Here is a 25,053-nt window from a genome sequence, read left to right as displayed (position 1 = left end):
TGTTTACAACAAAGGAGCTTGTTATGAAATTAAGAACTGTCACTCGTGTTATTCAGTCTCACCCTTCTAAAGATGGCGATGGCGTAAAAATTAATCGCGTTCATGGTTTCAATGACACGAAGCTAAGTCCGTTTTTGATGGTTGATGAGCTAAAAAGCGATAATCCGAATGACTACATTGGTGGCTTTCCACCGCATCCGCACCGCGGGATTGAAACCTTGACTTATATGCTGAAAGGGCATTTCCAACATCGCGACCATATGGGTAATGTAGGTGAGTTGCGTAGCGGTGGTGCACAGTGGATGTCAGCAGGGAAAGGAGTGATTCACAGCGAAATGCCGATTATGAGCGATGGGGAATTGCACGGTTTTCAAATCTGGATTAATTTGCCCGCGGCCAAGAAAATGCTTCCGGCGCAATATCATGATTTCCAAGCCCCCGAGATCAACGAGTTTGGGTCAGCGCAAAACCTACTTAGAATGATCGCAGGTAATGCGACCGAAAACGGTGAGGCTATCACTGGACCTTTACAAAAAACGGGCATAGAAACACTGGTTGCCGACTGGCAGGCCCAGTCAGGTGAGACGCGAGACATTGAAATTTCGCCGGACTATCAAGTAAACCTGTATGTGTATAAAGGCGCGATTGAGATTGCGGGTAAGCAGACCGCGCAGGGCCATTTGGTTCAGCTTTCAGTGGGTGAGCAGCTCTCTATGACTGCGCTTGACGATTCCGGTGTGTTGATCTTGGCGGGATTGCCCATCGATGAGCCTGTCGTGCATTACGGACCATTCGTCATGAACTCAATGGATGAAATTAACCAAGCGATTCAAGATTATCAGAATGGTGTTTTAACCGACTAACTTAACCAGAAGGGAGCCATGCTCTCTTCCTGTTTGATTCTGGGCGCTAATGACAGATTGAGCTGAGCCTCGAATACATAGCTTGGAAGACATAGCTTCGAATACATAGCCTTGAACCGCTTAAGAGACTTTGCCTTTTACTTCCCACTTCACGAACTCTTACCTCTATGTAAATAAAACATTGAATCTTGATTGCGCATTTGTATTATTTTGTCTGTTGACAAAAAACATGGAGTGAATGGTTTGCTGCCAGTGATTGCACACGCGATTGAAACGGTTTTCTTAGTTACCGGAGTGGTGATGCTGGTGCGTTGTGCTTTCCAATATGCTTATCGAACGGAAAAGTGGCATAGACTCAATGTGGTACTGTTTAATATTCAAAGCCTTTCTTCGGACGAAATGAAGTGGTGGTATGCCGCTATGATTAGCCTAAGCCTTGGCGCTTCAATAAAGCTTTTGTCCTTTATCGCACTGATAACACCTTGAACGATTGTGACTTAGTGCCCCCATCAAAATGAAGCCATGAATTTCCTTGCAACAAAACTGTGATATATGTGAACTAGACTTATAGTTTGATACACTCAGATTTTGTGAAACGCGTAAAAGGAAATCATGCCTACCGTCACGCCAATAACGCTCGCCATCGCGCATATCAACGATACCCACTCTCACTTCGAACCAACACCGATGTCACTGGCTGTGAAAGGACTTGAAGAGCGTATTTATGCCAATGTAGGTGGGTTTGCTCGCATATCTTCCGTTGTTAAATCTTTTAAAGAGAAAACACAGGCCAATACAGACGGTTTCCTGTTTCTTCATGCGGGTGATTGCTTCCAAGGCACGCTTTATTACAGTTTGTTTAAAGGCGAAGCGAATGCCACCTTGCTCAATTTGCTCAAACCCGATGCCATGGCTTTGGGGAATCATGAACTTGACCTCGGTAATAGCGCGGTTTCGCGCTTTCTTGATCAAATAGAATTTCCTTTGCTTGCTGGTAATTGGGACGTGAGTAATGAGTCAGATCTTAAGCGCTGCCCGGTTAAGGGTAAAAAGCAGTTGCTGCCGTATGACCCAGACAAAAAAATAGCGAACGTACTAGTAAAAGTATTTGGTGATCAGAAGGTCGCCATCTTTAGTGTGGCGTTGGATAAGATGGCCGATATTGCCATGCCGGATGCCGATACGCCGTTTGTGAATGCCAAACAGACGATCATCAATACTGTCTCTTACATCAAACGCGATCTCGGAATTCACCACATCATTTTACTGAGTCACTTGGGCTATGAGCCGGACTTAAAAGTGGCGGAAGAAGTGGAGGGTGTTTCTGTCATCGTGGGTGGGCACAGCCATGTGTTACAGGGCGACTTCAGTAATCTTGGCCTAGGCGATATGGGCCCATATGGTCGATTGATCAATAATACGCTGGTGGTGCAGGCGGGTTGCCATTCTTTCGCGTTGGGTCAGTTAGTCGTGACGCTTGATGAGCAGGGTCAAGTCAGCGAATACAGTGGCAGTAACTATCTCATGTTGGGTAGAAGCCTTGCTATGGATGCATCTTGGGATCAAAGCCTTCCTGAAGAAGCATTTAAGACAGCGAAAGAATATCTCGAACAACAACCCAATGTGCTGCATTGTCGCGGTGATGAATCCATCAAAGAGGTTCTGAATGCGCGTTATAAGCCAGCGGTTGAAAAGCTAAGAAGTGACGTTGTCACGCGCTTGCCCGCAAAATTGCGGCATCTGCGTGTGCCGGATCAAAAAGGGGGAAGCGACATTGCCCCCCTCGTTTGTGAAGGCTTTCTGTATGCGGCTCGTCAAAGAGGTCATCAGGTAGATTTTGCTATTCATAACGCTGGTGGTGTTCGCGTCAGCCTTGAACAAGGCAAGCTGACCGCAGCAGAAATTGCAGGCAGGCTTTTGCCGTTTGCTATTGATTTGATGCTATACAAACCCACGGGGCTGCAAATTAAGCAAGCGCTTGAAGGAGCCATAGACAACGCAATCAACAATGGCAGGGAAGGTACAGGCGACGGCAGTTTTCCTTATGCTGCTGGGCTCAAATATGTGTATGAATGCCAAAAGCCGAAAGGTGATCGTATTACAACGCTTGAGTACCAAAGCCTTAATGGCGAGTGGCTGAACATTGAACTGGATAAAACTTATACTGCGGTTTCCTCCGCTTATACGTCGCAAGGTAAAGAAGGGTATGACTCACTGAAGCATCTCAAAGAGCCTCCTCGTTCTATTGACGTGACGCTTTCAGAAAGCTTTATTGAGTATGCGCGAACCAAGGAAGCGCTGATTGCACCATCTATCGTGATGGCAAATTATATCCCTTGTCCGTCATGTGACTCACAAATGAATGTTTGATTCCCCCATGTAACTCTGCTTCGAAACTGTGCGGTAATACATTGAAATAGCGGTAATTTATGCCGCTATTTTTCAATAAGTTAATTATTTATCGTTCTCCTTCACATTTGTGCCCAAAACTTGCAAGCCTTTGGAAACAAGGCGAACTTTTGCCGTCTATGAATTAGGTATATCCGAAAGGCCTAAAGAAGCCGGATACCGTGTCGATATAGTGAGTGATGTATTTAAGAGAGGAATAAATCATGGTAGAAAAACGCGATTGGTTTGACTTCGGATTAATAGCTTTTTGGGTGGCGGCATGGCTATCGTTGGTGTATTTCGTGCCAGGCGCTGGTGGTTAACCACAAATAGCCAAAGCGTAGCGAAAGGGAGTCTGAGGCAGGGGCCCATCAGACTAAAATTTTGTTTTAAAAGAAAAATATAGACAGCACGTTCGTCGTGTTGGTGTTTGTCGTTTATCTTATCACTCAGTTTTTCGTTTATTCACCTCTACTCTTTGCCCCTTTATATTTCGTCTTCTCAATAGAAACTTCACCATAATAGGCTGCAAGAAAATGGGAAACTGCAATGCCCCGACCAGCGGCAAATATAGCGGCCCCAAAAATGCGCCTGCCACCGAGTAGGTCAAGAGAACATTTCGATTTCCCGATGTAATCGCTGCGACATAAGCCGCTTCACGCCCCTTTCTCCAATACAATGCCAATCCAATCATGAAAAATAAAACGCAAATTGCGAAAGCCATGAAAAACATAGAAATAGCAAAGGATCTGTCGTCGTTCCAAAGCATTCGGTATTGGCCGGTTAAACCAAACGGAAAGCTGAACACCAGCAATATGGTGAACTGGGCCAATTTACCGTGGATGCGAGACAGGTGTTTTTGGGGAGCATATTTATGAATGAGGGAGGCAATCACCATGGGGCCGAGGATGAAAATAATCAGTCTTAAACAATAACTTTGTAGATCGAGAGAGAATTCATCCCCGCTAAACACAGCAAGGTTGATGTATAAAATGACGGGCATCATCAGGGTACTGGAAATGGTATATGCCATCGCTACTAATGGATCAAATCCCACTGACCTTACGATGGCAGGGGTGGCAAAAAGACTCCCGGTTGCACACACGGCAGTTGCTGCCATCAGTAATTCAGTGCTGGCACCAAACAGCAAAGCAATACTGGAAACAAACAGGGTAGTTACGCCGCCGTGGGCGAGTGCATAGAGCCATGCTGCGCGATTAAAGATAGCCTGAACTAACGCACGTTGATTAATCCCAATCAGAGTAAACAGCATGAGTGTAAACAGTATATACGGCAGGTAAGGAATACTGGCCGCTGACACAGTAGGAAAGGTAAAACCTAAAAGTGCGGCGACAATAAGAAGTATTGATGAGTGTTTACTAAGAAATGTCAGCAAGAGAGTCTCGACCTTCATTGTTAAAGCGAGATGTTATCAGAATGAAAATACATTGATAAATAAAATCTAATAATGCGTGATTTTTAGGTAACCAATCGTAGAATCCCAGTATTATGCGTATTTTTGACAATTGAAGGTGACAATTTCTATTTTTGATATTAGAAAAACTAATTTGAAAGAGAAAATAATGTCATTTCATAAAGTATGGGAATGCGAATAGAATTTGTGCAGTAAAGACAATCACATAGTGAGGCAAACATGACACAGCTAGTAAACCTTGGCCCAGCCATGACTTCTGTAGATAAAGTGCAAAAAAACTATGCGGTTTCTTTCAAAGGATTGATTGCCCATGTGATGGACGTACTGCGCAACAACGATGCGAACAAAGCCTTTCATTCAACGAATGATTTGCCTGAACACATCAAGCGCGATATCGGGCTGATCCGCTAATTTTTTCATGACCACTTGAAAAGAAATAGACAAAACGCTGGTGACGAACCGGCGTTTTTTGTTTTTCCCTTCTGAACATCAAATTTACTCATCGATACACTCAGCCTCATCACCATTGATTTTCTCTCCATAAGCGCAAGTTTTAGTTCGCGTTGTTATTTTGTTTTTTCGCGGTGTTTACTGTGTGTTGCTTGGGTATAGACAAGCCAGACGCAGTTCGTCAGTATGATTGATTAGTATTGAAGAACCATAGAAGGTGAGATTGCGTGGGATTGTTTAACTGGTTGTTTGGCGATAAAGATAAGCCTAGCAAAGAGGTAGAGCCAACCGAATACAAAGGTTTTCTCATTTATCCAGAGCCGAAGGCTGAAGGCGGTCAATTTCGCATCAGTGGTCGCATTTGCAAAGAGATCGATGGCGAAATCCGCACACATCAATTTATTCGGTCGGATCTGCTTCCGAGTGCAGCGGGTGCAACAGACCTTATGATGAAAAAGTCTCAACTTTTTATCGATCAAATGGGTGAAAGAATGTTTAGCTAGGTGACCGAGATCAACGCAAATGTTTGTGTTTTAGGTCAAATAGTACACCAAGGATTCAAATGGATGCGGAATCGAAAAGTGGCCTAGTGAGTTTGATGGCTAAATTAGCATTTAATCAATAATTTAATCGCTGTGAGTGTTTGGAGGTAAGACCTCTGTCCACAAACAAATGGCGTTATTTTATTACTAAAAGTCATTAAGATTTACTCGTTTTTAAGCTGGTCATTGATTATTTTGGTGTTTTTACTACAAAAATGCTTGATTAAGCCTTTTCAGTTCGCTACAAACAAATTACTCATACTGCCAATAGTCAGGGACTAACTATGCAAATTGGTGTTCCAAAAGAAATACTTGCGCATGAAGCGCGAGTGGCTGCTACGCCTAAAACGGTTGAGCAGCTGATTAAAATGGGCTTCGAAGTTGTTGTTGAAAGCAATGCTGGATTACTAGCAAGTTTCGACAATGCTGCTTTCGAGCAGGCTGGAGCAAAAATCGCTGATGCCGATTCCGTATGGCAGTCAGATATCATCTTTAAAGTTAACGCACCTGTGAAAAGCGCAGAGACTGGCGTTGACGAAATTGCACGAATCAAAGAGGGTGCAACCCTTGTAAGCTTCATCTGGCCTGCCCAGAACGAAGAATTGATGCAGCAACTTACCTCTAAAAAAATCAACGTACTGGCAATGGATGCGGTTCCACGTATTTCACGTGCACAGGCGCTAGATGCGTTGAGCTCTATGGCGAACATCGCGGGCTATCGTGCCGTGGTTGAAGCTGCCCACGAATTCGGTCGTTTCTTTACGGGTCAAATCACCGCTGCGGGTAAAGTGCCGCCAGCGAAAGTCTTTGTCGCGGGTGCTGGCGTTGCAGGTCTCGCTGCGATTGGTGCTGCGGGTAGCCTTGGCGCAATTGTTCGTGCCTTTGACGTTCGTCCTGAAGTAAAAGAGCAGGTCGAAAGTATGGGTGCGCAGTTCCTCGAAGTCGCTTTCGAAGAACAAGCGGGCAGTGGCGATGGTTATGCGAAAGAAATGTCTGATGATTTTAATCGCAAAGCGGCTGAGCTTTATGCAGAACAAGCGAAAGACGTAGATATCATTATCACGACCGCGCTTATTCCTGGTCGTCCTGCGCCAACACTTATCACCAAAGAAATGGTTGATTCGATGAGTGCGGGTAGCGTGATTGTCGACCTTGCAGCGGCTAATGGCGGTAACTGCGAATACACAGAAGCTGATAAAGTCATTGTGACTGAAAACGGCGTGAAAGTGATCGGTTATACCGATATGGTAAGCCGTCTTCCTACGCAATCTTCTCAGCTATACGGTACTAACCTTGTTAACTTGATGAAGCTTCTTTGCAAAGAAAAAGACGGCAATATCAACATTGATTTCGATGATGTTGTCCTTCGCGGTGTAACCGTGGTCAAAGACGGCGAAATCACTTGGCCTGCGCCACCCATTCAAGTTTCTGCTCAACCACAAGCCAAAGTAGACGCTCAACCTGTTGCCAAGAAGAAAGTTGACGAGCCGGTTTCAACGAAGAAGAAACTAGCGGGTCTGGCTGTTGCTTTGGGTGGCTTTGGTTGGATCGCTTCTGTCGCGCCACCTGCGTTTTTGTCTCACTTTACGGTGTTCGTTTTGGCGTGTGTTGTGGGCTACTACGTGGTTTGGAACGTTACCCATGCGCTGCATACGCCGCTAATGTCAGTAACAAATGCCATCTCAGGCATTATCGTTGTTGGTGCATTGCTGCAAATTGGACAAGGTAATGGTGTGGTTTCCTTCCTCGCATTCATTGCGGTTCTTATTGCAAGCATTAACATTTTTGGCGGTTTTACCGTTACCAAGCGCATGCTTGAAATGTTCCGTAAAGATTAGTAGGAGTAGCAAGGAATGTCTGCAGGACTAGCACAAGCGGCATATATTGTTGCTGCACTATTTTTTATCCTGAGTTTGGCGGGGTTGTCAAAGCAAGAGTCAGCGAGAGCCGGTAACTATTACGGTATCGCCGGTATGGCGATTGCATTGATTGCAACCATCTTCGGCCCATACTCACAAGGTATTACTTGGATCATTCTTGCAATGATCATCGGTGGCGCGATTGGTATTTACTACGCCAAGAAAGTTGAAATGACTGAAATGCCGGAACTGGTTGCCGTGCTTCACAGCTTTGTGGGTATGGCAGCGGTATTGGTTGGCTTTAACAGCTTCTTAGCACCACCAGAATACAGCGGCGAGTTTGCGCACACAGAGCACGTAATCCACATGGTGGAAGTGTTCCTTGGCGTATTCATTGGTGCAGTTACCTTTACCGGTTCTATTGTTGCCTTTGGTAAGCTTCGTGGTGTGATTTCTTCTTCTGCGCTGAACCTTCCACACAAGCACAAGCTTAACTTGGCGGCGATCGTCGCATCAGCACTTTTGATGGTTTATTTCGTGAAAGCTGACGGCAGTCTTTTCGCGTTGATCATCATGACGTTGATCGCGTTCGCGTTCGGTTACCACTTGGTGGCGTCGATTGGCGGCGCGGATATGCCAGTTGTGGTTTCAATGCTGAACTCGTACTCGGGTTGGGCAGCAGCGGCTGCGGGTTTCATGCTGGCAAACGACCTGTTGATCGTGACCGGCGCGCTGGTTGGTTCGTCAGGTGCGATTCTTTCTTACATCATGTGTAAGGCCATGAACCGCTCTTTCATTAGCGTCATCGCGGGTGGTTTTGGTCAAGAAGTTTCAGTCGCAAGTGATGTTGAGTACGGTGAGCACCGCGAAATCTCTGCTGAAGAAGTGGCGGAAATGTTGAAAGACTCGCGTTCAGTTATCATCACACCTGGATATGGTATGGCGGTTGCTCAGGCGCAATATCCTGTTCAGGACATCACTGATAAGCTTCGTGCAAAGGGCATCAATGTTCGCTTCGGTATTCACCCTGTCGCGGGTCGTCTGCCGGGTCACATGAACGTTTTGCTTGCTGAAGCGAAAGTACCGTATGACATCGTGTTGGAAATGGATGAGATCAATGATGATTTCCCAGAGACGGACACGGTGCTGGTTATCGGTGCGAATGACACAGTTAACCCAGCAGCGATGGAAGATCCGAATAGTCCAATCGCGGGTATGCCGGTTCTTGAAGTGTGGAATGCGAAAAATGTTATCGTGTTCAAGCGCTCAATGAATACAGGTTATGCGGGTGTTCAAAACCCACTGTTCTTCAAAGAGAACACGGCAATGCTGTTTGGCGATGCGAAAGAAAGCGTAGAAGCGATAGCTAAAGCACTTTAATTTCAGGTTACATATGTAAGTTGCCGTTTTAATGGAAAGGTCAGCGAAAGCTGGCCTTTTTTGTTTGGTCACGAAACGCGTTGCCGATGCTTACTCTGACAAAGTACTGACAATTAGTAATATTTTGGTGATACTCTTTCGAAATGCGTACGTTTCTACTTATCATTTTAACCTTGGTCAGCCCATACACACTGGCCGACATCTCTTTCCCTGAGCAACTCAGTGCTTTCAGGTCGTTACTATTACTGGAGCGACCGGCGGCTACGTATGCGTTAAATGCCATTCATAGCGAATATCCGAAGCCGCTTTTGATTGCCGAGAGTTTGTTGCCTCAGTCTGCAAACTATCCCTTGAAAGATTTAAAGCGGTTGTACCAAGCTTCCGAGAAATGCAAAGGCGCTTGGCCAGTGAGTCCATTGGTGACTGATCCTTTAGTTTTCACGCGCGCGCTGTGTTTTAACACGCGGTTACCCCCTGTTTGGTTTTCGCGTTCGAATCTTATTCATCCAGGCGGTGGGAGTTATGCGGCCAAGTATGTTGAGAAATTTCCTGAGCGCAAAGACGAACTTCTTCGCTTTTTTCACATAAAAGAGCGTCTTCTTGCACCGCCAGATACCCTGTTGGGCCGTCTGCAACGTATGCCAGAAAGTGGCGTTAGCGCCCTAAATGATGGGGCTGAATCCATTTTGTCTGGTTCAGACCTTTGGCTTCGTCAAGGTGGCGAGTACAAGGTTTATAGCTCAGACGTATGGCTTCCAATGCTTGAGAAGCGCGATTTGTTGGCATCACCAACGGACGACGACGCCTACTGCTTGTCGCGGATCGGGAATGTGTGTTGGAACCAAGAGCAGGTGCCATCATATTGGTCGAATCTTGTCATCGCGCTGGCCATTATTAACTTACTGTGGATGGCAGGTTGGGTATTTAACCGTTGGGCGGTGCGAAGGCGCTTGATGGAAGAGCGTATGTTAGTACTGCAGATACTGACTCATGAACTTCGCACCCCAATAGCAAGCTTGTCCATGACGGTAGAAGGCTTTAGGCGTAAATTTGATAGCCTGCCGGAACCACTTTATGACGAATTTCGTCGGTTGTGTGAAGACTCAATGCGCTTAAAGCAATTGGCAGAAGCGAGTAAAGATTACCTGCAGTCGAATCAGCAGCAGTTGGTTCGAGAAGAGATCCCGTCGCTTTCAGAATGGCTGGGGTACATTTGCGAAGAACGTGATGTGGAATTGCTTGTCGAAGAAGATGGAGTGGTTGCGGTTAACATTTATTGGTTGACGACATCGCTAGACAACCTTATAAGCAACGCTCAGAAATATGGTGTCGCACCTGTTAAGGTGTTAGCCGGGGTCAATCACGGTTTACTGAAGATCCAAGTGCAGGATCAGGGGCAGTTAACCGCGAAGGACTGGAAAACAATACGTAAACCTTTCGTCAGTGAAAAAGGCCTAGGGCTAGGGCTGACGATTGTTGAATCTATGATTGAAAGAATGGGGGGCAAGTTAACACTTGTTGGCCCTCCAACGACGTTTATTTTGGAGATACCTTGTGACCCAAACGACTCTGTTGCTCGTTGAGGATGACGCAAACCTAGCAGATGGCTTGTTGGCTAGTCTTGAGCAGAACGGATATAAATGTTTGTACGCTGATTGTGCAGGCAAAGTCGAAGCATTGTGGGCAGATGCCGATCTGGTCGTATTAGACCGCCAATTGCCAGAAGGCGATTCAATGGATTGGCTTCCTACTTGGAAGAAAATCAAAGACGTTCCTGTGATCATGTTAACCGCGATGGTGTCAGTTAGAGATAGAGTGGGTGGATTGGATTCTGGTGCCACGGATTATATGACCAAGCCATTTGCTGAGGCTGAACTATTGGCACGCATTCGTGTTCATTTGCGAAAGCCAGTATCGGAAGAAGATGTAGATTCTGACGATATCGTTGTTGGTACACTCAGAATCAACCTGTCGACGCGCGGCGTAATTTGCTCTCAAAGTGAAGTGATTCTAACGAGAACGGAATTCGATCTTTTGGCGTTTCTAGCTCGAAATGCAGGGAGAGTATTTACGCGTGACGAATTGTTGGATCAGGTGTGGGGATACAACCACTACCCAACAACCCGCACGGTTGACACGCATGTTCTGCAACTTCGTCAAAAGTTACCGGAAATTGATATCGAAACGCTAAGAGGCGTAGGATATAGGATGAAAGTGCAATAATGGTTCGTGCGGTATTTATCCTCCTAGTAGCACTGCTGCCCCTCAAAGGGATGAGCGCTTGGTTTAGTGGTTCTGATGCGCTGACTTCGGCGCATCAACGCCTATTGGAAGGAAATACCGCCGACAGTTTTGATGCCATGGTTGAAGCTTGGCAGCAAGAAAAAACAGAGACGGAATATCGCCATCTTACTGAGTTGCTTGCTCTAGCGATCAGTGAAGATTGTGGTAGAAGCCTAAGCACTTTGTCGTTACCCAGTTGGCTGCAAAGTGTTGTGATTCGTCGTGAGACGGTCCAAACCCCTAACCGTGTTTATTATCAATTCTCAATCTATGGCAATTCAAAGGAGGGCATCGACAAACTCTCTTTCGCCAAGTGGCCTGATAGAACATTAATAGCCTCCGAGTTAGGCTTGGACAATGCCAATCAATTCAAACTTGAATTTGACGCCATTTCGGGTGCTGTTCCGGCGGGACTCTACAAGCTTGATGTTAAGTCGCTAGAAGGGGAGGATTGGTCTTCTTGGGTCCTGATTGCACAGCCTGAACCTATTCAAAAAATCAGTTGGAAAGACAGCAGAAGCTGGCGAATTGCTCCAACAACAGATCTCAAGAGCACTTGCCCTCGTCCATTTTTGTCTATGAATCTCTACCAGCAAACGGGAGTAGAAGATGCTCCCATTTGGTCGGAAGACAAAGACAAAAACTTGCCCACTTCTTTACCCGTGATTGACGTACCAAACGGACAATATTGGTTTTCAGTAGCGTTAATTGAAAGACGCTGGCAGGGGGCGATTTTGTTTGAAGATGTTCAGCGCATAGCAAGGTCAATTGATTTACCAGACGTTGATTTAAAGGCTCTTTCATTGAAGAGTGAAGATAAGTAGCCCTTTCTCACGTTTATTTTTCTTTCATTCCTCTATTTCATATCGGTTTATGCTCATGCGTATGAGTAATGTCACACCTTAAAGGCACGTATCTGTGTTGATACATTTCGTCTACTAATATCATTGTTGTAAACAAACAGAGAGATAGCGTGTTAACAACACGAGTTTGAATCTCCCGTCCTTTGATAAATAGAGATGGAATTCACGTTATGAAGAAGAGCTTAGTCGCAGCAAGTTTGGCCATGGTTTCTTTACCTTCACTTGCCGCAAATTACAGCATTGATACACGCATTGATGCAATGGGGGGCGCAGGCACCGCAGCAGCAAGTTACCTCACTGCGGGTTTCCATAATCCCGCGCTGGTGGCATTAGAGCCCGATCATAGATTTGGTGTGCTGTTTCCCGTTATAGGTATTCAGTATCGTGATCCTGATGATTTAGTCGATGCGTTGGAAAACTTTGGTGGTGTATTTGATAGCTTTTCAAACGATCCTCAAAATCCAGACAATGTAACCGCAACGGCTAATGCCCTTGAAAACCTACAAAATAAAGTGGCTTATGTGAGCGGTGGTTTTGGGGGCGCAATAGCGGTACCCACATCGACCATTTCAGGTAACTTCTATGTGAAAGGCTACACCGAAGCGGTGATAATGCCAGAAGTGGAAGATGCTGATATCACGGCCATAGAGAATGTGGGTTTAGGGCCTGCACCCACACTGACGTCTAAAGCGCGCGTTTTGGCATTTGCGGTGGTTGATGTAGGCCTTGCGCTAGCGGGCAACATTGAATTTGCAGGTCAACGTATCGCGTTAGGCATTACACCTAAATCACAGAAATATTATACGTATCATTACCAAGTCTCTATCGATGATTTTGACGCGGACGATTGGGACTCAGATGCGAACCAAACTGAGGAAAGTGCGTTTAACGTTGATTTAGGGGCAGCATGGCAAACAGGGCCTTTTCGTTTGGGTTTTGCAGCAAAGAACCTGATTTCACAAGATATTAAAACCGTGCTGTATACCCGAGAATATACCTACGAAGTTGCACCACTTTATACGCTAGGTGGGGCATTTGTGACGGATCTTCTTACCCTTGCCATCGATGTTGATTTGAATGAACAAAAACGCTTTTCTGCACCGAGTGGGCCTGAAATTAAAGATAACACGCAGTTGGTTCGCCTAGGTACAGAATTCAATGCGTGGGGCTGGGCTCAGTTGCGTGCGGGTTACATTCAAGACCTCGAAGATACCCTAGATGGCACGGTGACCTTAGGTTTGGGTTTATCACCATTTAATACTGTTCACTTCGATATTGCCGCACAAATTATTGATGCCAACAGTTATGGCGCATCGGCACAGCTTGCTTTCACCTTCTAAGGTGACATTAGTTCAGTGGGGCAGTAGAATACGCGACTTCTGATCGTAAGAATTTGAGGTCGCGCATGAACATTTCGCCAACACTAACGCACGCAGAGCAGCAAGTTGCTGCTGATCGTATCCACGCACTGATGGCGCAAGGCATGAGCAGCGGAGAAGCCATAATGATTGTGGCGAATGAGATCAGAGAGCGCGAAGCTGCAAAAGAAGCTGCAAAAAAAGATGATTAATGTGAAAGCGGCCAATAATTGGCCGTTTTCTTTTTGTTCTCTGGCGGTAATCTATAAGAGGTTTGAGAAAACGTATTAGGTATCGCTTTGAACGACCGTTTACTGCTAGCAAGAACATTCGCCAGGGCACGTCATGAAGGCCAAAGGTACGGTGAATTTCCTTACTATGTCCACTTGGACGATGTTGAAAAGCTGGCGCAGCCTTTCGGTATCAATGCCATGATCATTGCCCAGTTGCATGATGTACTCGAAGACACCACCACGAGTTTCGATGAACTGGTCTTGGATTTTGGAGAACTGATTGCACTGTCGGTCAGCTATGTCACCGATCCCATCGGTGGCGATCGCAAAACAAAAAAGCGTTTACTCCATCAACGGCTCGTTCAGTTGGATGAGTCTGAAGAAGCCGGGCGTCATGCTCTTATTGTAAAAGCATGTGACAGGCTTTCAAACGTCAAGGCGTGTCGACTCTTTCATCACGAAAAGTACAAAATGTATCAATCTGAGCATTCTGAATTTCGTAAAGCGACATATCGTCATGGGCTGTGCGAAATGATCTGGTGGGAGCTGGATATGTTGATTGAAGTTGGAGACAAAATAGGAAGGTACTAAAAACACGTTATACCGAATTTCGTTTTTTGGTTTCTATCTGTAAAAACAGAAACGCGCCCAAGATAGGCGCGTTTTTTATCACAGAAAAACGACAAATTACTCGTCGTCGTAAATCGTTGGGATAGGCTTACGTTTGTGTTGCGTCACCGTATAGATATGAACAAGCCTTTCTTTGACGCGATTGGATACGTCTTTGCCTTCAAGGAAATCATCGATCTCATCGTAAGTAAGTTCAAGCGCATCTTCGTCAGCTTTTTGGGGGGCCAACTCTTCTAAATCGGCTGTTGGTGTTTTCAGCACCAATAAATCAGGTGCACCAAGATGTGCAGCGAGTTGACGAACTTGGCGTTTGCTCAAGCCAAACAGCGGAGCGAGATCGCAGGCACCGTCACCGAATTTGGTATAAAAACCCGTGATGTTTTCTGCTGAATGGTCAGTACCCAATACGAGTCCACCAACCATACCGGCTATTTCATATTGTGCAACCATGCGGGCGCGGGCTTTCACATTGCCTTTGACGAAGTCGATTTTTGCATCATCAGCGGGGATGAGCCCCGTTCCTTCTAATGCTGCTAATGTGGCACCATGCATGCCATCTACGCCATCCTTGATATTCACGCTGACAGAATGAGTGGGGCGAATGAAACTCAGCGCAAGTTGGGCTTCATCTTCATCTTTTTGGATCCCGTACGGCAGACGAACAGCAATAAACTGATAGTTAGTTGTGCCTGTTTCCTCATTTAGCTGATCGACAGCAAGTTGTGCCAAACGCCCACAGGTAGAAGAATCAACACCGCCGCTGATCCCAAGGACCAAAGATTGGGTTCTTGCGTCGATCAGACGCTTCTTGATGAAGTTAATACGACGTTGTACTTCGAATTCAGCATCGATAGTTGGAAGTACTCGCATTTCTGCGCGGATAGCTTGTTCCATTGCGTGGGATTCCTCGTTGTTTCTTTTTTTCTATTCTGCAATATCTCGATACTAAAATCATGATCATTCATTGATATGACGATCTATTGCGTGAAATTCACACATTTTCGCCGTGAGATGACGCCAACTGAATGGGAAAGATAGAGCCATTGGGTGTTGAAGTCGCTTTATTGCTCATTTGGTATTGGATTTGTAAGAAATAGATTGAACCTTGAACCGCGATTAAGTATCTATATGTAAACCCTTGTCGAAAAACGAATAAAAATGAGCAACGTCAAACTTCCTCAAAAAATCGCCATTTTTGGTAGTGCATTTAACCCCCCCAGTCTTGGTCATCTTAGTGTGGTTCAACGCTTAGCCCATTTCGACAGCGTGCTACTCGTTCCAAGCTATTCGCATGCTTGGGGAAAGAAAATGGCCGATTTCACAAAACGTTGCCAATGGGTCAAAGGGTTCATTAATGACGCGAATTGCACAAACTTAGCAATCTGTTTGGATGAAGAAATGTTGGGAGAAGACGGTGCTGTAACGACCTGGGCATTGCTGTGTCATATTCAGAACCAATATCCCAAATCTGAACTCACGTTCGTACTGGGGCCAGATAATTTTTTAAGCTTCAGTAAGTTCTATCGCGCTCAGGATATTTTAAACCGCTGGAATGTGCTGGCATGCCCTGAAACTATTCCAGTGAGAAGTACTGAGATAAGAAAGCGACTCGAGAAAGGGTTGGATATTTCAGATCTCACAACCCCAAGTGTTGCTGCTAGTCTGTCTAACACTGATTTTAGTGTGATGTAAGATGATGACCAGATAGCCAATTGTTGTCGCTGGCTATAAAGAAATAACAAAGACGTTCTGATTTGGAGAGGATTGTCGTTAATCTCCGGACTATTTAGCTTGTAGGATTATGTGTTGACTGTGACTCAGAGAATAAAACAGATAAGTGTCGCAATAGGATTTATGGTGACGCCGTCACTTTTGCATGCGGCATTTCTTGAACAGCAAGCGCCAAAACCCGATACGCTGGAAGACGGCGGGGCATACAAAATCAAATTCACCCAATCATATGAAAGAAGCGTACTGGAATGGACCGTAGAAGATACAGCTTTGCCATCAATATGGGATGGTTGGAAGTATGACTTGAATGTACCACAATACCTAACCACCTCTAAAGGGAACACTTTCTATGGTTTTGGTGTATGGAAGCCAGAGGAATATCAAGGAATCTCATTCAAAGAAAGCTCAACCGAAGATTGGATTATGAACCATGGTTTAAACTTCAGTTTTAGCACTCAATCAAATGTTAGTGATGCTCGGTATCGTTTTGATATGCGTTGGCATGAAGATAGCGATACCGAGTTTTTACTTCAAATGCAGTTGCCGTTTAATTAATACCCGCCACTTGGCTAAGCAATTGCTCAACCTCAGACTCTGAAAGGGACACCGCTAGCGCGATTTTCTTAGCTGAACGTCCTGATTTATACAGACGAACCCACTCGCGCACACGCAATTGAATCGCAATATCTTCGGTAGAGAAGCCAAGCGCGCTTTCCAATGCTCGACCTATTCCCTCTGGCAAGGCATGACCTTTCGCCAAAGCCTCAATGGAAGCCACTAATTGACGAAATTGATCATTGTTCGAATCATGAGGTGACACTGTCGTTAAATAGTCACGAGCACAGCGGAGTAATCGTCCATATGCACCGTCCCACTGCACACCGTCATTTTGTTTGCGCATGTGCAACTGTTCGATAATGCCAGTCATAATTGGAGAACTTTCAATGTAACCCGCTTTGTTTGGAAGCAAAGCGATTGTGCGCACAGAGAAATTTAGCGTAGAAACCTGAGAGCCTTTCATGACAGTCACGGCATTCAGGCATTCAATCGGCAGCCAGAATCCTTGGTTTGCGCATACGGGTAATTCGACTTTTCCAAGGCGTATTAATGCAGCACCTTTATGTACATGCAGATAGCTGGCATAGTGTTGCTTCTTGCGCGCACCAATAATCATGGTGTCTGCGTGATGGTGATTAAACTCGACGGCTTGTTTCATAGTGATTTCTCTTGTTCTGACGCGCACATACTCTTTTGTTTTGTTAACTAGATCAAGCGGTGCAAATCTTATCGAGCGAGAAATAGTCAATTTGTTACGATTTAAGCAATTGATAGTGAGGTAAGACCTCCAACCTGTCATGAATGACGATCAAAACAATGTTAGAAATCTTATAAGCGCGTAAAATGTCGCAGTTTTTATCGGAGTAAGTAGATTCTCGTGCCTCAAACTAATGATCCGTTCTTAGAAATTCGTCCTTACCATGATGAAGAAGTCCCAGCTGCTATTGAGCGTCTGGTTAGTGATGACGAATTCATATCGGCTATCCTAAAATATCGCTTCCCAAAATTATCAGGTTCTTTCCGCTGGTTGTTTAAACCGCTTTTGAAACAATACCTTCGTGCGAAATGGAGCAAAATTAAAACAGTGCGTGACGTTCAGATGAATGTAGCAAGCTATATGCAATCCATGATCAAAAATACGTCGGAAGGTTTTACTACGAGCGGTTTGGAAAAACTTGATCCAAACCAAAGCTATCTATTCGTCTCAAACCATCGTGACATTGCAATGGACCCGGCCATGGTGAATTGGTGCCTTCATACCCATGGCTTTGACACCGTCAGAATTGCAATTGGCGATAACCTGCTCAAAAAGCCCTGTGCGACTGAACTGATGAAGTTAAATAAGAGCTTTATCGTTAAGCGCTCAGTCAAAGGGCCGCGCGAAATGATGAAGGCTTTGGGTCAGCTGTCTGCTTACATAAAGCATTCTATAGATGAAAAACAATCAGTGTGGATTGCGCAAAAAGAAGGGCGCGCCAAAGACGGTAACGATAAAACCGATCCAGCGATTCTGAAAATGTTTTATGTAGAAGGGCGTCGTGAAAAAATTCCTTTTGCTGAGTACATTGCTTCACTTCGCATTGTTCCCGTCACTATTTCATATGAAAACGATCCTTGTGATGCAGCAAAAGCCAACGAGCTTTACCGCAAACAAGAAGATGGTGCTTATGAGAAAGGTGAATTTGAAGATATCGAGAGTATTGTTCAAGGCATTGTCGGACAAAAACGCAGAATTCATGTCGCGTTTGGTGATGTGATTGGCAACGAATTTGAAACGCCAGATGCACTAGCTGTTGAAATTGATCGCCAGATATATAAAAACTATCACTTATTCCCATCGAACTATATCGCGGCAGGGGAAGATCATGCATCGATCACTGATACTGATCGCGTGCTCTTTGACAGTAAGATCTCTTCTTTACCAGAGGGCGTAGCGCAGATAGTGAAATCTATGTACGCGATGCCAACCGCAAAGAAATCAGATTTCCCGATAAAACAGTAGGCTATTGTGGCCACTCGATTAATTGGCGTAAAAAAAGGGAGTGACGTTGTCACTCCCTTTTTTGTTTGTCCAACATTAAAATGCAACGTTTGGGCCCAATTGGATATGAGAACCAATGAGCTGCTCGTGTCAGATGACTACATGGATTCAACGGCGGGTTGGTAGCGATTCGCTACGTCGATGTTCTCTGCAAGAAAATCAACAAAGTGTCTGACTTTGGGCGCTAAAAACTCACGTCGCGGGTATACCACATAAACGGGCAATTTCAGTGTCGGCTTCCAGCTTGGCATCAAGACTTTGAGTTGGCCAGATTCAATCTCGTCACTCAGCAGATACGTCGCGATATAGGCGATTCCGACACCTGACTTTGCTGCTTCTAAAACAGCAGGAGCGTTATTAATTCGATAGCTACCGCGAATAGTGACCGATTGTTCACTGCCATCCTTTTGGAATAGCCACTGATCATAAGTTCGCTGCACGCTCTGATAAGTAATGCAGTTGTGTTCTCTCAGATCGGCAGGGTTTTTGGGTTCGCCATGTTCATTCAAATACGAGGAAGCGGCGACGATCTTAAACTGACAATCTCCAAGCTTTCGAGCCACCATCCCTTCAGGTGGATGTTCATGAATAGCCAGCCAGCAATCGAAACCATCTTCAACCAGGTTTGGGCGATGATCGAACAAATGGACTTCCAACTCCAATGCGGGATACTTCTCTTGAAATGCAGAGAGCAGGCGGGTGATCTGCGCATTACCGAAAGACTGCGCAATGCCAATCTTTAAACGGCCTGATATCTCGTTTCGATAGCCTGCCACCATGGCTTCCGCATCTTGCATGGTTTCGACAATCTGTCGTCCAAATGCTGCGTATTGTTTGCCTGCTTCTGTCAGCGCGACCGAACGTGTATTCCGTTGCACAAGTTGAACGCCGAGACGCTCCTCAAGATAACGGATCTGTTTGCTGACTTGAGACTTTGAGATACCCAAAAATTCAGCCGCACGCGTGAAATGTTGTTCATGCGCAACGGTAGCGAGGATAACCATTTGTTGGAGATTATCTAACATGTGAAATTTCATCAGTGAGAAGAAGGGTATAGCGTATCACAACTGACAAGAACTGAACGAGTGACAGTGTCACAGGATGATGTTTAGGTTGTTAATGTAGATAGCGTCAAGAATTGATTGAATCTGACGCTCGAGGGTGACCGATAAATCTGGATGCTTCAATAACGGTAAAACGTGAACAAATCTCTCTATGGTCACTTGGCGCAAACCCATAAACAACCCCCATATCGATTAACTCACATCATTACTTTGACTAATGATCCGGCCTCACAACATGGCGTCATCCTTAGTAGGGCTCACAGATCCGTATAGACCAAGAAAATGACCTAAGATCGCCATTTGTAATTTGCTTTCACCTACTTACAGGGAGGGGTTTCGATACGTGTATCTATTTCAACTCACTGTTTTTAATCGTTAAACTCCAGATTGTTTTCTTTAGGAAACAATCAGAGACTAAGTTAGTGGGTGCTTACATACAAATGTAGAAAAAGAACAGATCTCGCTGATCTATATGACAGAAAATCAGCGAATGGGCATGAGCGTGACAGATAGAATAGATACTGGTAATAGTGATCATTGGCCTGAATTGCTTCTACAAATGCAGAAAAATTCGATAAAATCGCCTTCAATCATGGAGGTACATCTGTAATGCTTGACGTTTTTATTCGTTTCTTAGTTCTTGGTTGTATGAGTTTTGGTGGCCCTGTCGCGCACATTGGCTATTTCCAACGTGAATTCGTGGATAAGCGTAAATGGATTGAAGAAGAGAAGTTCTCAATGGCGCTGAGCTTGTGCCAGTTTTTACCTGGTCCAGCGAGCAGTCAGTTAGGTATGTTCATTGGTTATCACCGAGCAGGGTATCTGGGTGCGATTGCCGCATTCGTTGGTTTTACGTTTCCTTCTTTCTTATTGCTAACGGTCGCGGCCATATACAGCGCTAGCCTTGGTGATGCAACGTGGTTGACCATACTCATTGCTGCGGCAAAATTGTTAGCCGTCGTCGTTGTGGCTGATGCTATATGGACAATGGCCCGTAAGTTTATCAGTGACGCTGTCACGTTTGTTGTGTGCACTGGTTCTGCGTGTTGGATTCTGTGGCAGTCAGGGTTGATCGCACAGTTACTGCCCATCGCTGTTGCTGGTTTACTCGGTTGGTTGTTTATCCGCAAACCAGTGCCTACTGAGGCTAAAGCGAACAAAGATACGAGTCTCACGCAAACATGGGTTCTATTTGGATTCTTTGCAGCGCTTCTAATATTGCCGACCCTAAGTAGTGCGCCCTTAGTGAGTATGTTTAGCCATTTCTATCAAGCGGGAAGTTTTGTGTTTGGTGGTGGCCATGTCGTGTTGCCATTGCTGCAGCCCCTTATTGGTGATGCCGTAACAGGTGATGCACTTGTCGAAGGCTATGCAGCTGCTCAGCTCGTTCCAGGGCCCATGTTTACGATTGCGAGTTACGTTGGCGCATCGATGGAGGGTATTCACCCTGTTATCGGCAGTGTCATTGCAACAGTTGCCATTTTCTTGCCGGGTGCGTTGCTCCTGTTTGCCGCCATCCCAGTTTGGCAAAAAGTCATGAATCACAATAAGTTCGCAGGGTCGGTGGTATTGATCAATGCCGCAGTGGTCGGCTTGCTTGTTGCTGCTTTCTATCAGCCCGTTTGGGTGTCAGCGGTTCATGGCATTGCAGACATAGTGGCAGTGGTGGTTGGCTTTGTTGTATTACGTAAGTTTAACCTGTCTGTGTTCTGGCTGCTCGCGGGCATGCTCGTTTACGTCATTGCAAAGAGCGTGATGTAAACTTCTGTTGAGACATGTTTGATTGAGTGCTGAAGAGCCTGCCTTGTGCAGGCTTTTTTGTATCTGATGCATTTTTCTGATCTGTTAAATGTCTGTCACTTAAACGCACTATAACTTTAGTGTTCTGTTCACGATTGATGAGTTTACACTGGTTGTTCTGATTCTTTGAGTGTTTGAATCACCCGCCGTATTGCCTCTAATCTTTATAGCTTTATAGCTTTATAGCTTTATAGCTTTATAGCTTTATAGCTTTATATGGTGCGAGAAAGGCTAAAAGAGAAAGAAGAAAGAAGAAAGAAGAAAGAAGAAAGAAGAAAGCCTGAGTTTTAGTACTAAATAAATCAGTAAGACAAGAAATCGACATCCGGAATGTGGGGGAGTGGTTAGGGATTTATTGATTCATTAATGCCAGTTAACATACTGGCATTAATGAAGATTAGTAAGACAATGAAGCGGGTTAGAACTCCCAGCGCTCTGTTCTGCCAGCCTGAGATGAGTGCTGTGCAAGCTCCAAGGCGTATATGACCTTCACTGCATCATAGGTATCAACAGGCGGAGGTGTGCCGTTTAGAATTGCGCTTGCGAGTTGAGCAAAGAGATCCGAATAGCAGCCATATTCTAGTTCGATATCTTTTTCAGTGACGTTGTCACCAATTTCTAGCTTGCCTTGGTGCTGCTGACGACCAAATTCAGAATATGTCACTGTGACACCGTCACGTAATTGCTGTTCTTGTACGTCTAAACCGTTGCAAGAGAAGGTGGCTTTGTCACCTTGCACAACAAATCGCGCGCCTTTGCCTGATCGGAATGGGCTGGAATTAAGAATGACTTCTTTGTCTGAATAGTGAAGAGTCATGTGAAAGTAATCAGTGGCTTTGGATTGATTGCGCATCGCTTTGCAATGAGCAGTAATAGCCAAAGGCTCACCAAATAGAAAAAGCGCCTGATCAACGAGGTGTGAACCTAAATCATACAAAATACCCGCACCATCACCAGGCTGTTCGCGCCAGCGTTGCTTAACTTCAGGGCGAAATCGGTCAAAATTTGATTCAAACACACGAACGTTACCCAGTTCCCCTGATTCTATAAGTGATTTGGTGGTTAAAAAATCTCCGTCCCAGCGACGATTCTGGTAGGGACACAATATTTTTCCGCGCTTATTTGCGAGGTGAAGAAGATCAAGCCCTTGCCCGCTGTTAACCACGAAAGGTTTTTCCAACAACACGTGGCAATCTGCTTCAAGTGCTTGTTTGGCAAAATCATAGTGGGTGTCATTCGGTGTGGTAATCACAACGAGGTCTATCTCGGCGTCTCGCAGCATTTCTTCAATGTTCGAATAATAGCTCGCGTTTGGGAGTTTTTGACCGACGAGATCACGTTGAGAAGACACAACCGCGACAGGCTCGAAATCGGGCAGGACAGAGAGAAACGGCAGATGAAAGGTTTGTGCAGAAAAGCCAAAGCCAACAATACCCGTACGAATCATTATGAGATCCTTGTTTTCGTTGATGCTCAGAGTGTAAGACTGTTTTAGCCAAGCTGATTAAACAATTTTAGATAGAATCACTCTAAGTGTTCTACCGATTTTTCTACAGCCTAGTATCGTTAAACAGTGATGTCGTAGCAAAACTGCGCCATACCAAAATATTAGATATGTTTTGCCTGTCTTTGTGAGCCAGCGTGCGTAGGAAACAAAAACGCTCTTTAAACGAGCGTTTCTGGTAGTCGAGGCTATGTGTGGCAAAGCCTGGCGATGCTTGGTGTTAGCGTGAAATTCCTTGTTTACGCCAAGATGACGGGATAGCACTTAGCAGGGTGGGAGATCACCTGTACAGGCCAACCATAAACCGCTTCAATGTTTTCAGATGTTAGAACCGATTCAGGCGCTCCGTCCGCCACTATTTTGCCATTATTTAGCATGATGACCCGGTCAGCGTACTGTGATGCCAGATTAAGGTCGTGGATCACGGCGATCACGGTAGATCCCTCGCTGGCTAGTTGCTTAGCCAGACGCAACGTCTTGTGTTGGTGGCCAATGTCCAACGCAGAAGTTGGCTCATCTAACATCAGCACTGTGTTTCTCGTTGCTCTGGATACTTGAGTGAGCACCCGCGCAAGATGCACCCGTTGCTTTTCACCGCCAGAGAGGCTTGGATAAAGCCTCTCTGCTAGATGAATCACATCGGTTTGCGTCATGTTGGTAGTCGCAATGTCATTTATCTCTCGCTGCGATACGCTCAATGCTAACCCACCGAGTTCAACGACTTCTCTTACGGTAAACCCAAACGTTAAGCTGCTCGATTGCGGCAAGATGCCGACAGACTGCGCCAGTGTTTCGGGTTTCCATTCAGGCGCGGGTTTGTCATAGAAATTGAGCTCGCCATGGCACGGCCACTCTCGACTGAGCAGTTTCAGTAAGCTGCTTTTGCCGGTGCCATTGGGACCTAGAATGATGGTCAGTTCGCCGCTGTTAAACCGAACGCTAACATCATTAAGTAGGACTTTGTTGCCCATGGAAAGCGAAGCGTGTTTGATCTCAATACTCATTATGCTAATCGTCCCCGTTGTTTTATCAATAGCGCCAAGAAGAAAGGTGCCCCGATGGCTGCTGTGATAATCCCCACGGGGATTTCTAAAGGTGCCACAATGGTTCGTGCGATCATGTCTGAGACCAGCAATATAAGCCCACCAAGCACAAGCGAAACAGGCAGCAAGGTTCGATGGTCGGGCCCTGTGAGCATGCGTGCGATATGCGGCACGACGAGGCCGATAAAACCAATCATCCCTGACAGCGCGACGGTGATACCGACGCCAGCAGCGGTTAGTAGGATCAGCTGGCGCTTTAATGCCTGTACATTGATGCCCATGTGACGCGCTTCTGCTTCACCGAGTAATAAAGCGTTGAGTTTTTTGGCGTTTCGTTGATAGAAAAATGCCAGTACAAATAACGAAACATAGGCCAGAACTATCGCATCCCACGATGCGCCTGCTAATGATCCCATGGTCCATAGTGATAAATCACGCAGCGCCTGATCATCAGCAAAATAGTTAAGCAGCCCCATTCCCGCACCAGCAATTGCGCCAAGCGCTACGCCAGCTAACAACATGATAGTGACAGATGTGCCGTTGCTGTTTGTGCCTAAGTAGTAAATGGCGAAAGTGGCCGCCGCGCCGCCGAGAAAAGCAAACAGAGGAACCGTCCCCAACGTTAGAAAGGCGGTGTGTCCAATGACTCCACCAAACAACACGATGGCAATCGCTGCGCCCAATGAAGCACCGGCGGACACGCCAATAATACCTGGGTCAGCCAGTGGGTTTCTGAAAAGCCCCTGCATCACAGCGCCACAGATAGCCAAAATGCCACCAATGGCAATGGCTAACAGGGTTCTAGGTAATCGCACTTGCTGAATGATAACGCTGACATAATTTGGCAGGTCTGCTTTTATTGGGAGTAAGGCTTTTAGGCTATCTGTGATACTGATGTCCATTGGGCCCAGTGTGATGGAACTCACCATGGCGGTGTATAGCAAGATGGTCGCAAATAGCAGCATCCATCGAACAGGTACGCGACGCGTCATTAACTCGTTCATTCTGTATTCCGTTATTTCCGCTGC

Annotated in this window: 24 protein-coding genes; 17 read left to right on the top strand and 7 right to left on the bottom strand. The window is 45.6% G+C overall.

The window, feature by feature from the left end; translation table 11 throughout:
• Positions 1–23: 23 nt before the first annotated feature.
• The 3 genes from AB8599_RS21925 (at position 24) to AB8599_RS21915 (ending at position 3,233) form a co-directional block, all read left to right on the top strand.
• Positions 24–863 carry a pirin family protein gene (locus AB8599_RS21925; protein ID WP_407333848.1) on the top strand — a complete coding sequence of 280 codons (840 nt, stop codon included), beginning with the start codon at positions 24–26 and terminating at the stop codon, positions 861–863.
• Positions 864–1,115: 252 nt separating this feature from the next.
• Entirely contained in the window at positions 1,116–1,349 is a 234-nt protein-coding gene (locus tag AB8599_RS21920) for a hypothetical protein (protein WP_407334451.1), read from the top strand.
• Between the two features lie 126 nt (positions 1,350–1,475).
• Complete coding sequence (locus AB8599_RS21915) at positions 1,476–3,233, top strand: bifunctional metallophosphatase/5'-nucleotidase (protein ID WP_407333847.1); 1,758 nt, start codon at positions 1,476–1,478, stop codon at positions 3,231–3,233.
• Between the two features lie 463 nt (positions 3,234–3,696).
• Here AB8599_RS21915 and AB8599_RS21910 read toward each other — a convergent pair whose 3' ends face one another.
• The gene (locus AB8599_RS21910) at positions 3,697–4,524 is read right to left on the bottom strand and encodes a hypothetical protein (RefSeq protein ID WP_407334450.1); all 828 of its coding nucleotides are present in this window, start codon (positions 4,522–4,524) and stop codon (positions 3,697–3,699) included.
• A 381-nt stretch (positions 4,525–4,905) separates the two neighbouring features.
• On the opposite strand from AB8599_RS21910, the gene AB8599_RS21905 reads away from it, so the two are divergent.
• The 10 genes from AB8599_RS21905 to AB8599_RS21860 all read left to right on the top strand — a co-directional run bounded on the left by AB8599_RS21905 (position 4,906) and on the right by AB8599_RS21860 (position 14,245).
• Positions 4,906–5,097 carry a hypothetical protein gene (locus AB8599_RS21905; protein WP_407333846.1) on the top strand — a complete coding sequence of 64 codons (192 nt, stop codon included), beginning with the start codon at positions 4,906–4,908 and terminating at the stop codon, positions 5,095–5,097.
• Between the two features lie 266 nt (positions 5,098–5,363).
• On the top strand, positions 5,364–5,639 hold the full coding sequence (locus AB8599_RS21900; protein WP_407333845.1) for an HlyU family transcriptional regulator: 276 nt from the start codon (positions 5,364–5,366) through the stop codon (positions 5,637–5,639).
• A gap of 323 nt (positions 5,640–5,962) precedes the next feature.
• Positions 5,963–7,516, top strand: coding sequence for a Re/Si-specific NAD(P)(+) transhydrogenase subunit alpha (pntA, locus tag AB8599_RS21895; RefSeq protein WP_407333844.1), 1,554 nt, complete (start codon positions 5,963–5,965; stop codon positions 7,514–7,516).
• Positions 7,517–7,531: 15 nt separating this feature from the next.
• The gene (pntB, locus tag AB8599_RS21890) at positions 7,532–8,917 is read left to right on the top strand and encodes a Re/Si-specific NAD(P)(+) transhydrogenase subunit beta (protein ID WP_407333843.1); all 1,386 of its coding nucleotides are present in this window, start codon (positions 7,532–7,534) and stop codon (positions 8,915–8,917) included.
• Positions 8,918–9,060: 143 nt separating this feature from the next.
• Positions 9,061–10,500, top strand: a complete 1,440-nt coding sequence (locus AB8599_RS21885; protein ID WP_407333842.1) for a DUF3404 domain-containing protein — start codon at positions 9,061–9,063, stop codon at positions 10,498–10,500.
• Positions 10,472–11,140 (top strand): response regulator transcription factor, encoded by a 669-nt coding sequence (locus AB8599_RS21880; protein WP_407333841.1) that lies wholly within the window; start codon positions 10,472–10,474, stop codon positions 11,138–11,140. The genes AB8599_RS21885 and AB8599_RS21880 overlap by 29 nt, the downstream gene beginning before the upstream one ends.
• On the top strand, positions 11,140–12,024 hold the full coding sequence (locus AB8599_RS21875) for a DUF2861 family protein (RefSeq protein WP_407333840.1): 885 nt from the start codon (positions 11,140–11,142) through the stop codon (positions 12,022–12,024). The genes AB8599_RS21880 and AB8599_RS21875 overlap by 1 nt, the downstream gene beginning before the upstream one ends.
• 209 nt (positions 12,025–12,233) lie before the next feature.
• Positions 12,234–13,403: a conjugal transfer protein TraF gene (gene traF / locus AB8599_RS21870; protein WP_407333839.1), complete on the top strand. Its 1,170-nt coding sequence runs from the start codon at positions 12,234–12,236 to the stop codon at positions 13,401–13,403.
• A 65-nt stretch (positions 13,404–13,468) separates the two neighbouring features.
• Entirely contained in the window at positions 13,469–13,633 is a 165-nt protein-coding gene (locus AB8599_RS21865) for a YoaH family protein (RefSeq protein ID WP_407333838.1), read from the top strand.
• Between the two features lie 87 nt (positions 13,634–13,720).
• Positions 13,721–14,245, top strand: a complete 525-nt coding sequence (locus tag AB8599_RS21860; protein ID WP_407333837.1) for a phosphohydrolase — start codon at positions 13,721–13,723, stop codon at positions 14,243–14,245.
• A gap of 96 nt (positions 14,246–14,341) precedes the next feature.
• On the opposite strand, the gene nadE is transcribed toward AB8599_RS21860, so the two are convergent.
• Positions 14,342–15,178, bottom strand: coding sequence for an ammonia-dependent NAD(+) synthetase (nadE, locus tag AB8599_RS21855; protein WP_407333836.1), 837 nt, complete (start codon positions 15,176–15,178; stop codon positions 14,342–14,344).
• Between the two features lie 264 nt (positions 15,179–15,442).
• Here nadE and AB8599_RS21850 point away from each other — a divergent pair, with 264 nt between their 5' ends.
• Both AB8599_RS21850 and AB8599_RS21845 read left to right on the top strand, forming a co-directional pair.
• The gene (locus AB8599_RS21850) at positions 15,443–15,976 is read left to right on the top strand and encodes a nicotinate-nicotinamide nucleotide adenylyltransferase (RefSeq protein ID WP_407333835.1); all 534 of its coding nucleotides are present in this window, start codon (positions 15,443–15,445) and stop codon (positions 15,974–15,976) included.
• Between the two features lie 120 nt (positions 15,977–16,096).
• Positions 16,097–16,570, top strand: coding sequence for a hypothetical protein (locus AB8599_RS21845; protein ID WP_407334449.1), 474 nt, complete (start codon positions 16,097–16,099; stop codon positions 16,568–16,570).
• On the opposite strand, the gene AB8599_RS21840 is transcribed toward AB8599_RS21845, so the two are convergent.
• On the bottom strand, positions 16,563–17,231 hold the full coding sequence (locus AB8599_RS21840) for a hypothetical protein (RefSeq protein WP_407333834.1): 669 nt from the start codon (positions 17,229–17,231) through the stop codon (positions 16,563–16,565). The two genes, AB8599_RS21845 and AB8599_RS21840, sit on opposite strands and share 8 nt — an antisense overlap.
• A gap of 219 nt (positions 17,232–17,450) precedes the next feature.
• Here AB8599_RS21840 and AB8599_RS21835 point away from each other — a divergent pair, with 219 nt between their 5' ends.
• Positions 17,451–18,575 (top strand): 1-acyl-sn-glycerol-3-phosphate acyltransferase, encoded by a 1,125-nt coding sequence (locus AB8599_RS21835; protein ID WP_407333833.1) that lies wholly within the window; start codon positions 17,451–17,453, stop codon positions 18,573–18,575.
• 137 nt (positions 18,576–18,712) lie between these two features.
• Here AB8599_RS21835 and AB8599_RS21830 read toward each other — a convergent pair whose 3' ends face one another.
• Positions 18,713–19,639: a LysR family transcriptional regulator gene (locus tag AB8599_RS21830; RefSeq protein WP_407333832.1), complete on the bottom strand. Its 927-nt coding sequence runs from the start codon at positions 19,637–19,639 to the stop codon at positions 18,713–18,715.
• Positions 19,640–20,287: 648 nt separating this feature from the next.
• On the opposite strand from AB8599_RS21830, the gene chrA reads away from it, so the two are divergent.
• A complete protein-coding gene (gene chrA, locus AB8599_RS21825) occupies positions 20,288–21,439 on the top strand; it encodes a chromate efflux transporter (protein WP_407333831.1) in 1,152 nt (383 codons plus the stop codon).
• Between the two features lie 457 nt (positions 21,440–21,896).
• Here the strand turns inward: chrA and AB8599_RS21820 are convergent, their stop codons facing one another.
• The 3 genes from AB8599_RS21820 to AB8599_RS21810 all read right to left on the bottom strand — a co-directional run bounded on the left by AB8599_RS21820 (position 21,897) and on the right by AB8599_RS21810 (position 25,029).
• A complete protein-coding gene (locus tag AB8599_RS21820) occupies positions 21,897–22,925 on the bottom strand; it encodes a Gfo/Idh/MocA family oxidoreductase (RefSeq protein ID WP_407333830.1) in 1,029 nt (342 codons plus the stop codon).
• A gap of 296 nt (positions 22,926–23,221) precedes the next feature.
• Positions 23,222–23,986, bottom strand: coding sequence for a heme ABC transporter ATP-binding protein (locus tag AB8599_RS21815; RefSeq protein ID WP_407333829.1), 765 nt, complete (start codon positions 23,984–23,986; stop codon positions 23,222–23,224).
• Positions 23,986–25,029 (bottom strand): FecCD family ABC transporter permease, encoded by a 1,044-nt coding sequence (locus AB8599_RS21810; RefSeq protein WP_407333828.1) that lies wholly within the window; start codon positions 25,027–25,029, stop codon positions 23,986–23,988. Before AB8599_RS21810 ends, AB8599_RS21815 begins: the two co-directional genes overlap by 1 nt.
• Positions 25,030–25,053: the final 24 nt, after the last annotated feature.

Origin of the sequence: Enterovibrio litoreus, assembly GCF_045679545.1 — a bacterium.
Lineage (GTDB): Bacteria > Pseudomonadota > Gammaproteobacteria > Enterobacterales > Vibrionaceae > Enterovibrio.
Note: the sequence above shows the minus strand (reverse complement) of the source record. Positions and strands in the feature narration are given on the sequence as shown.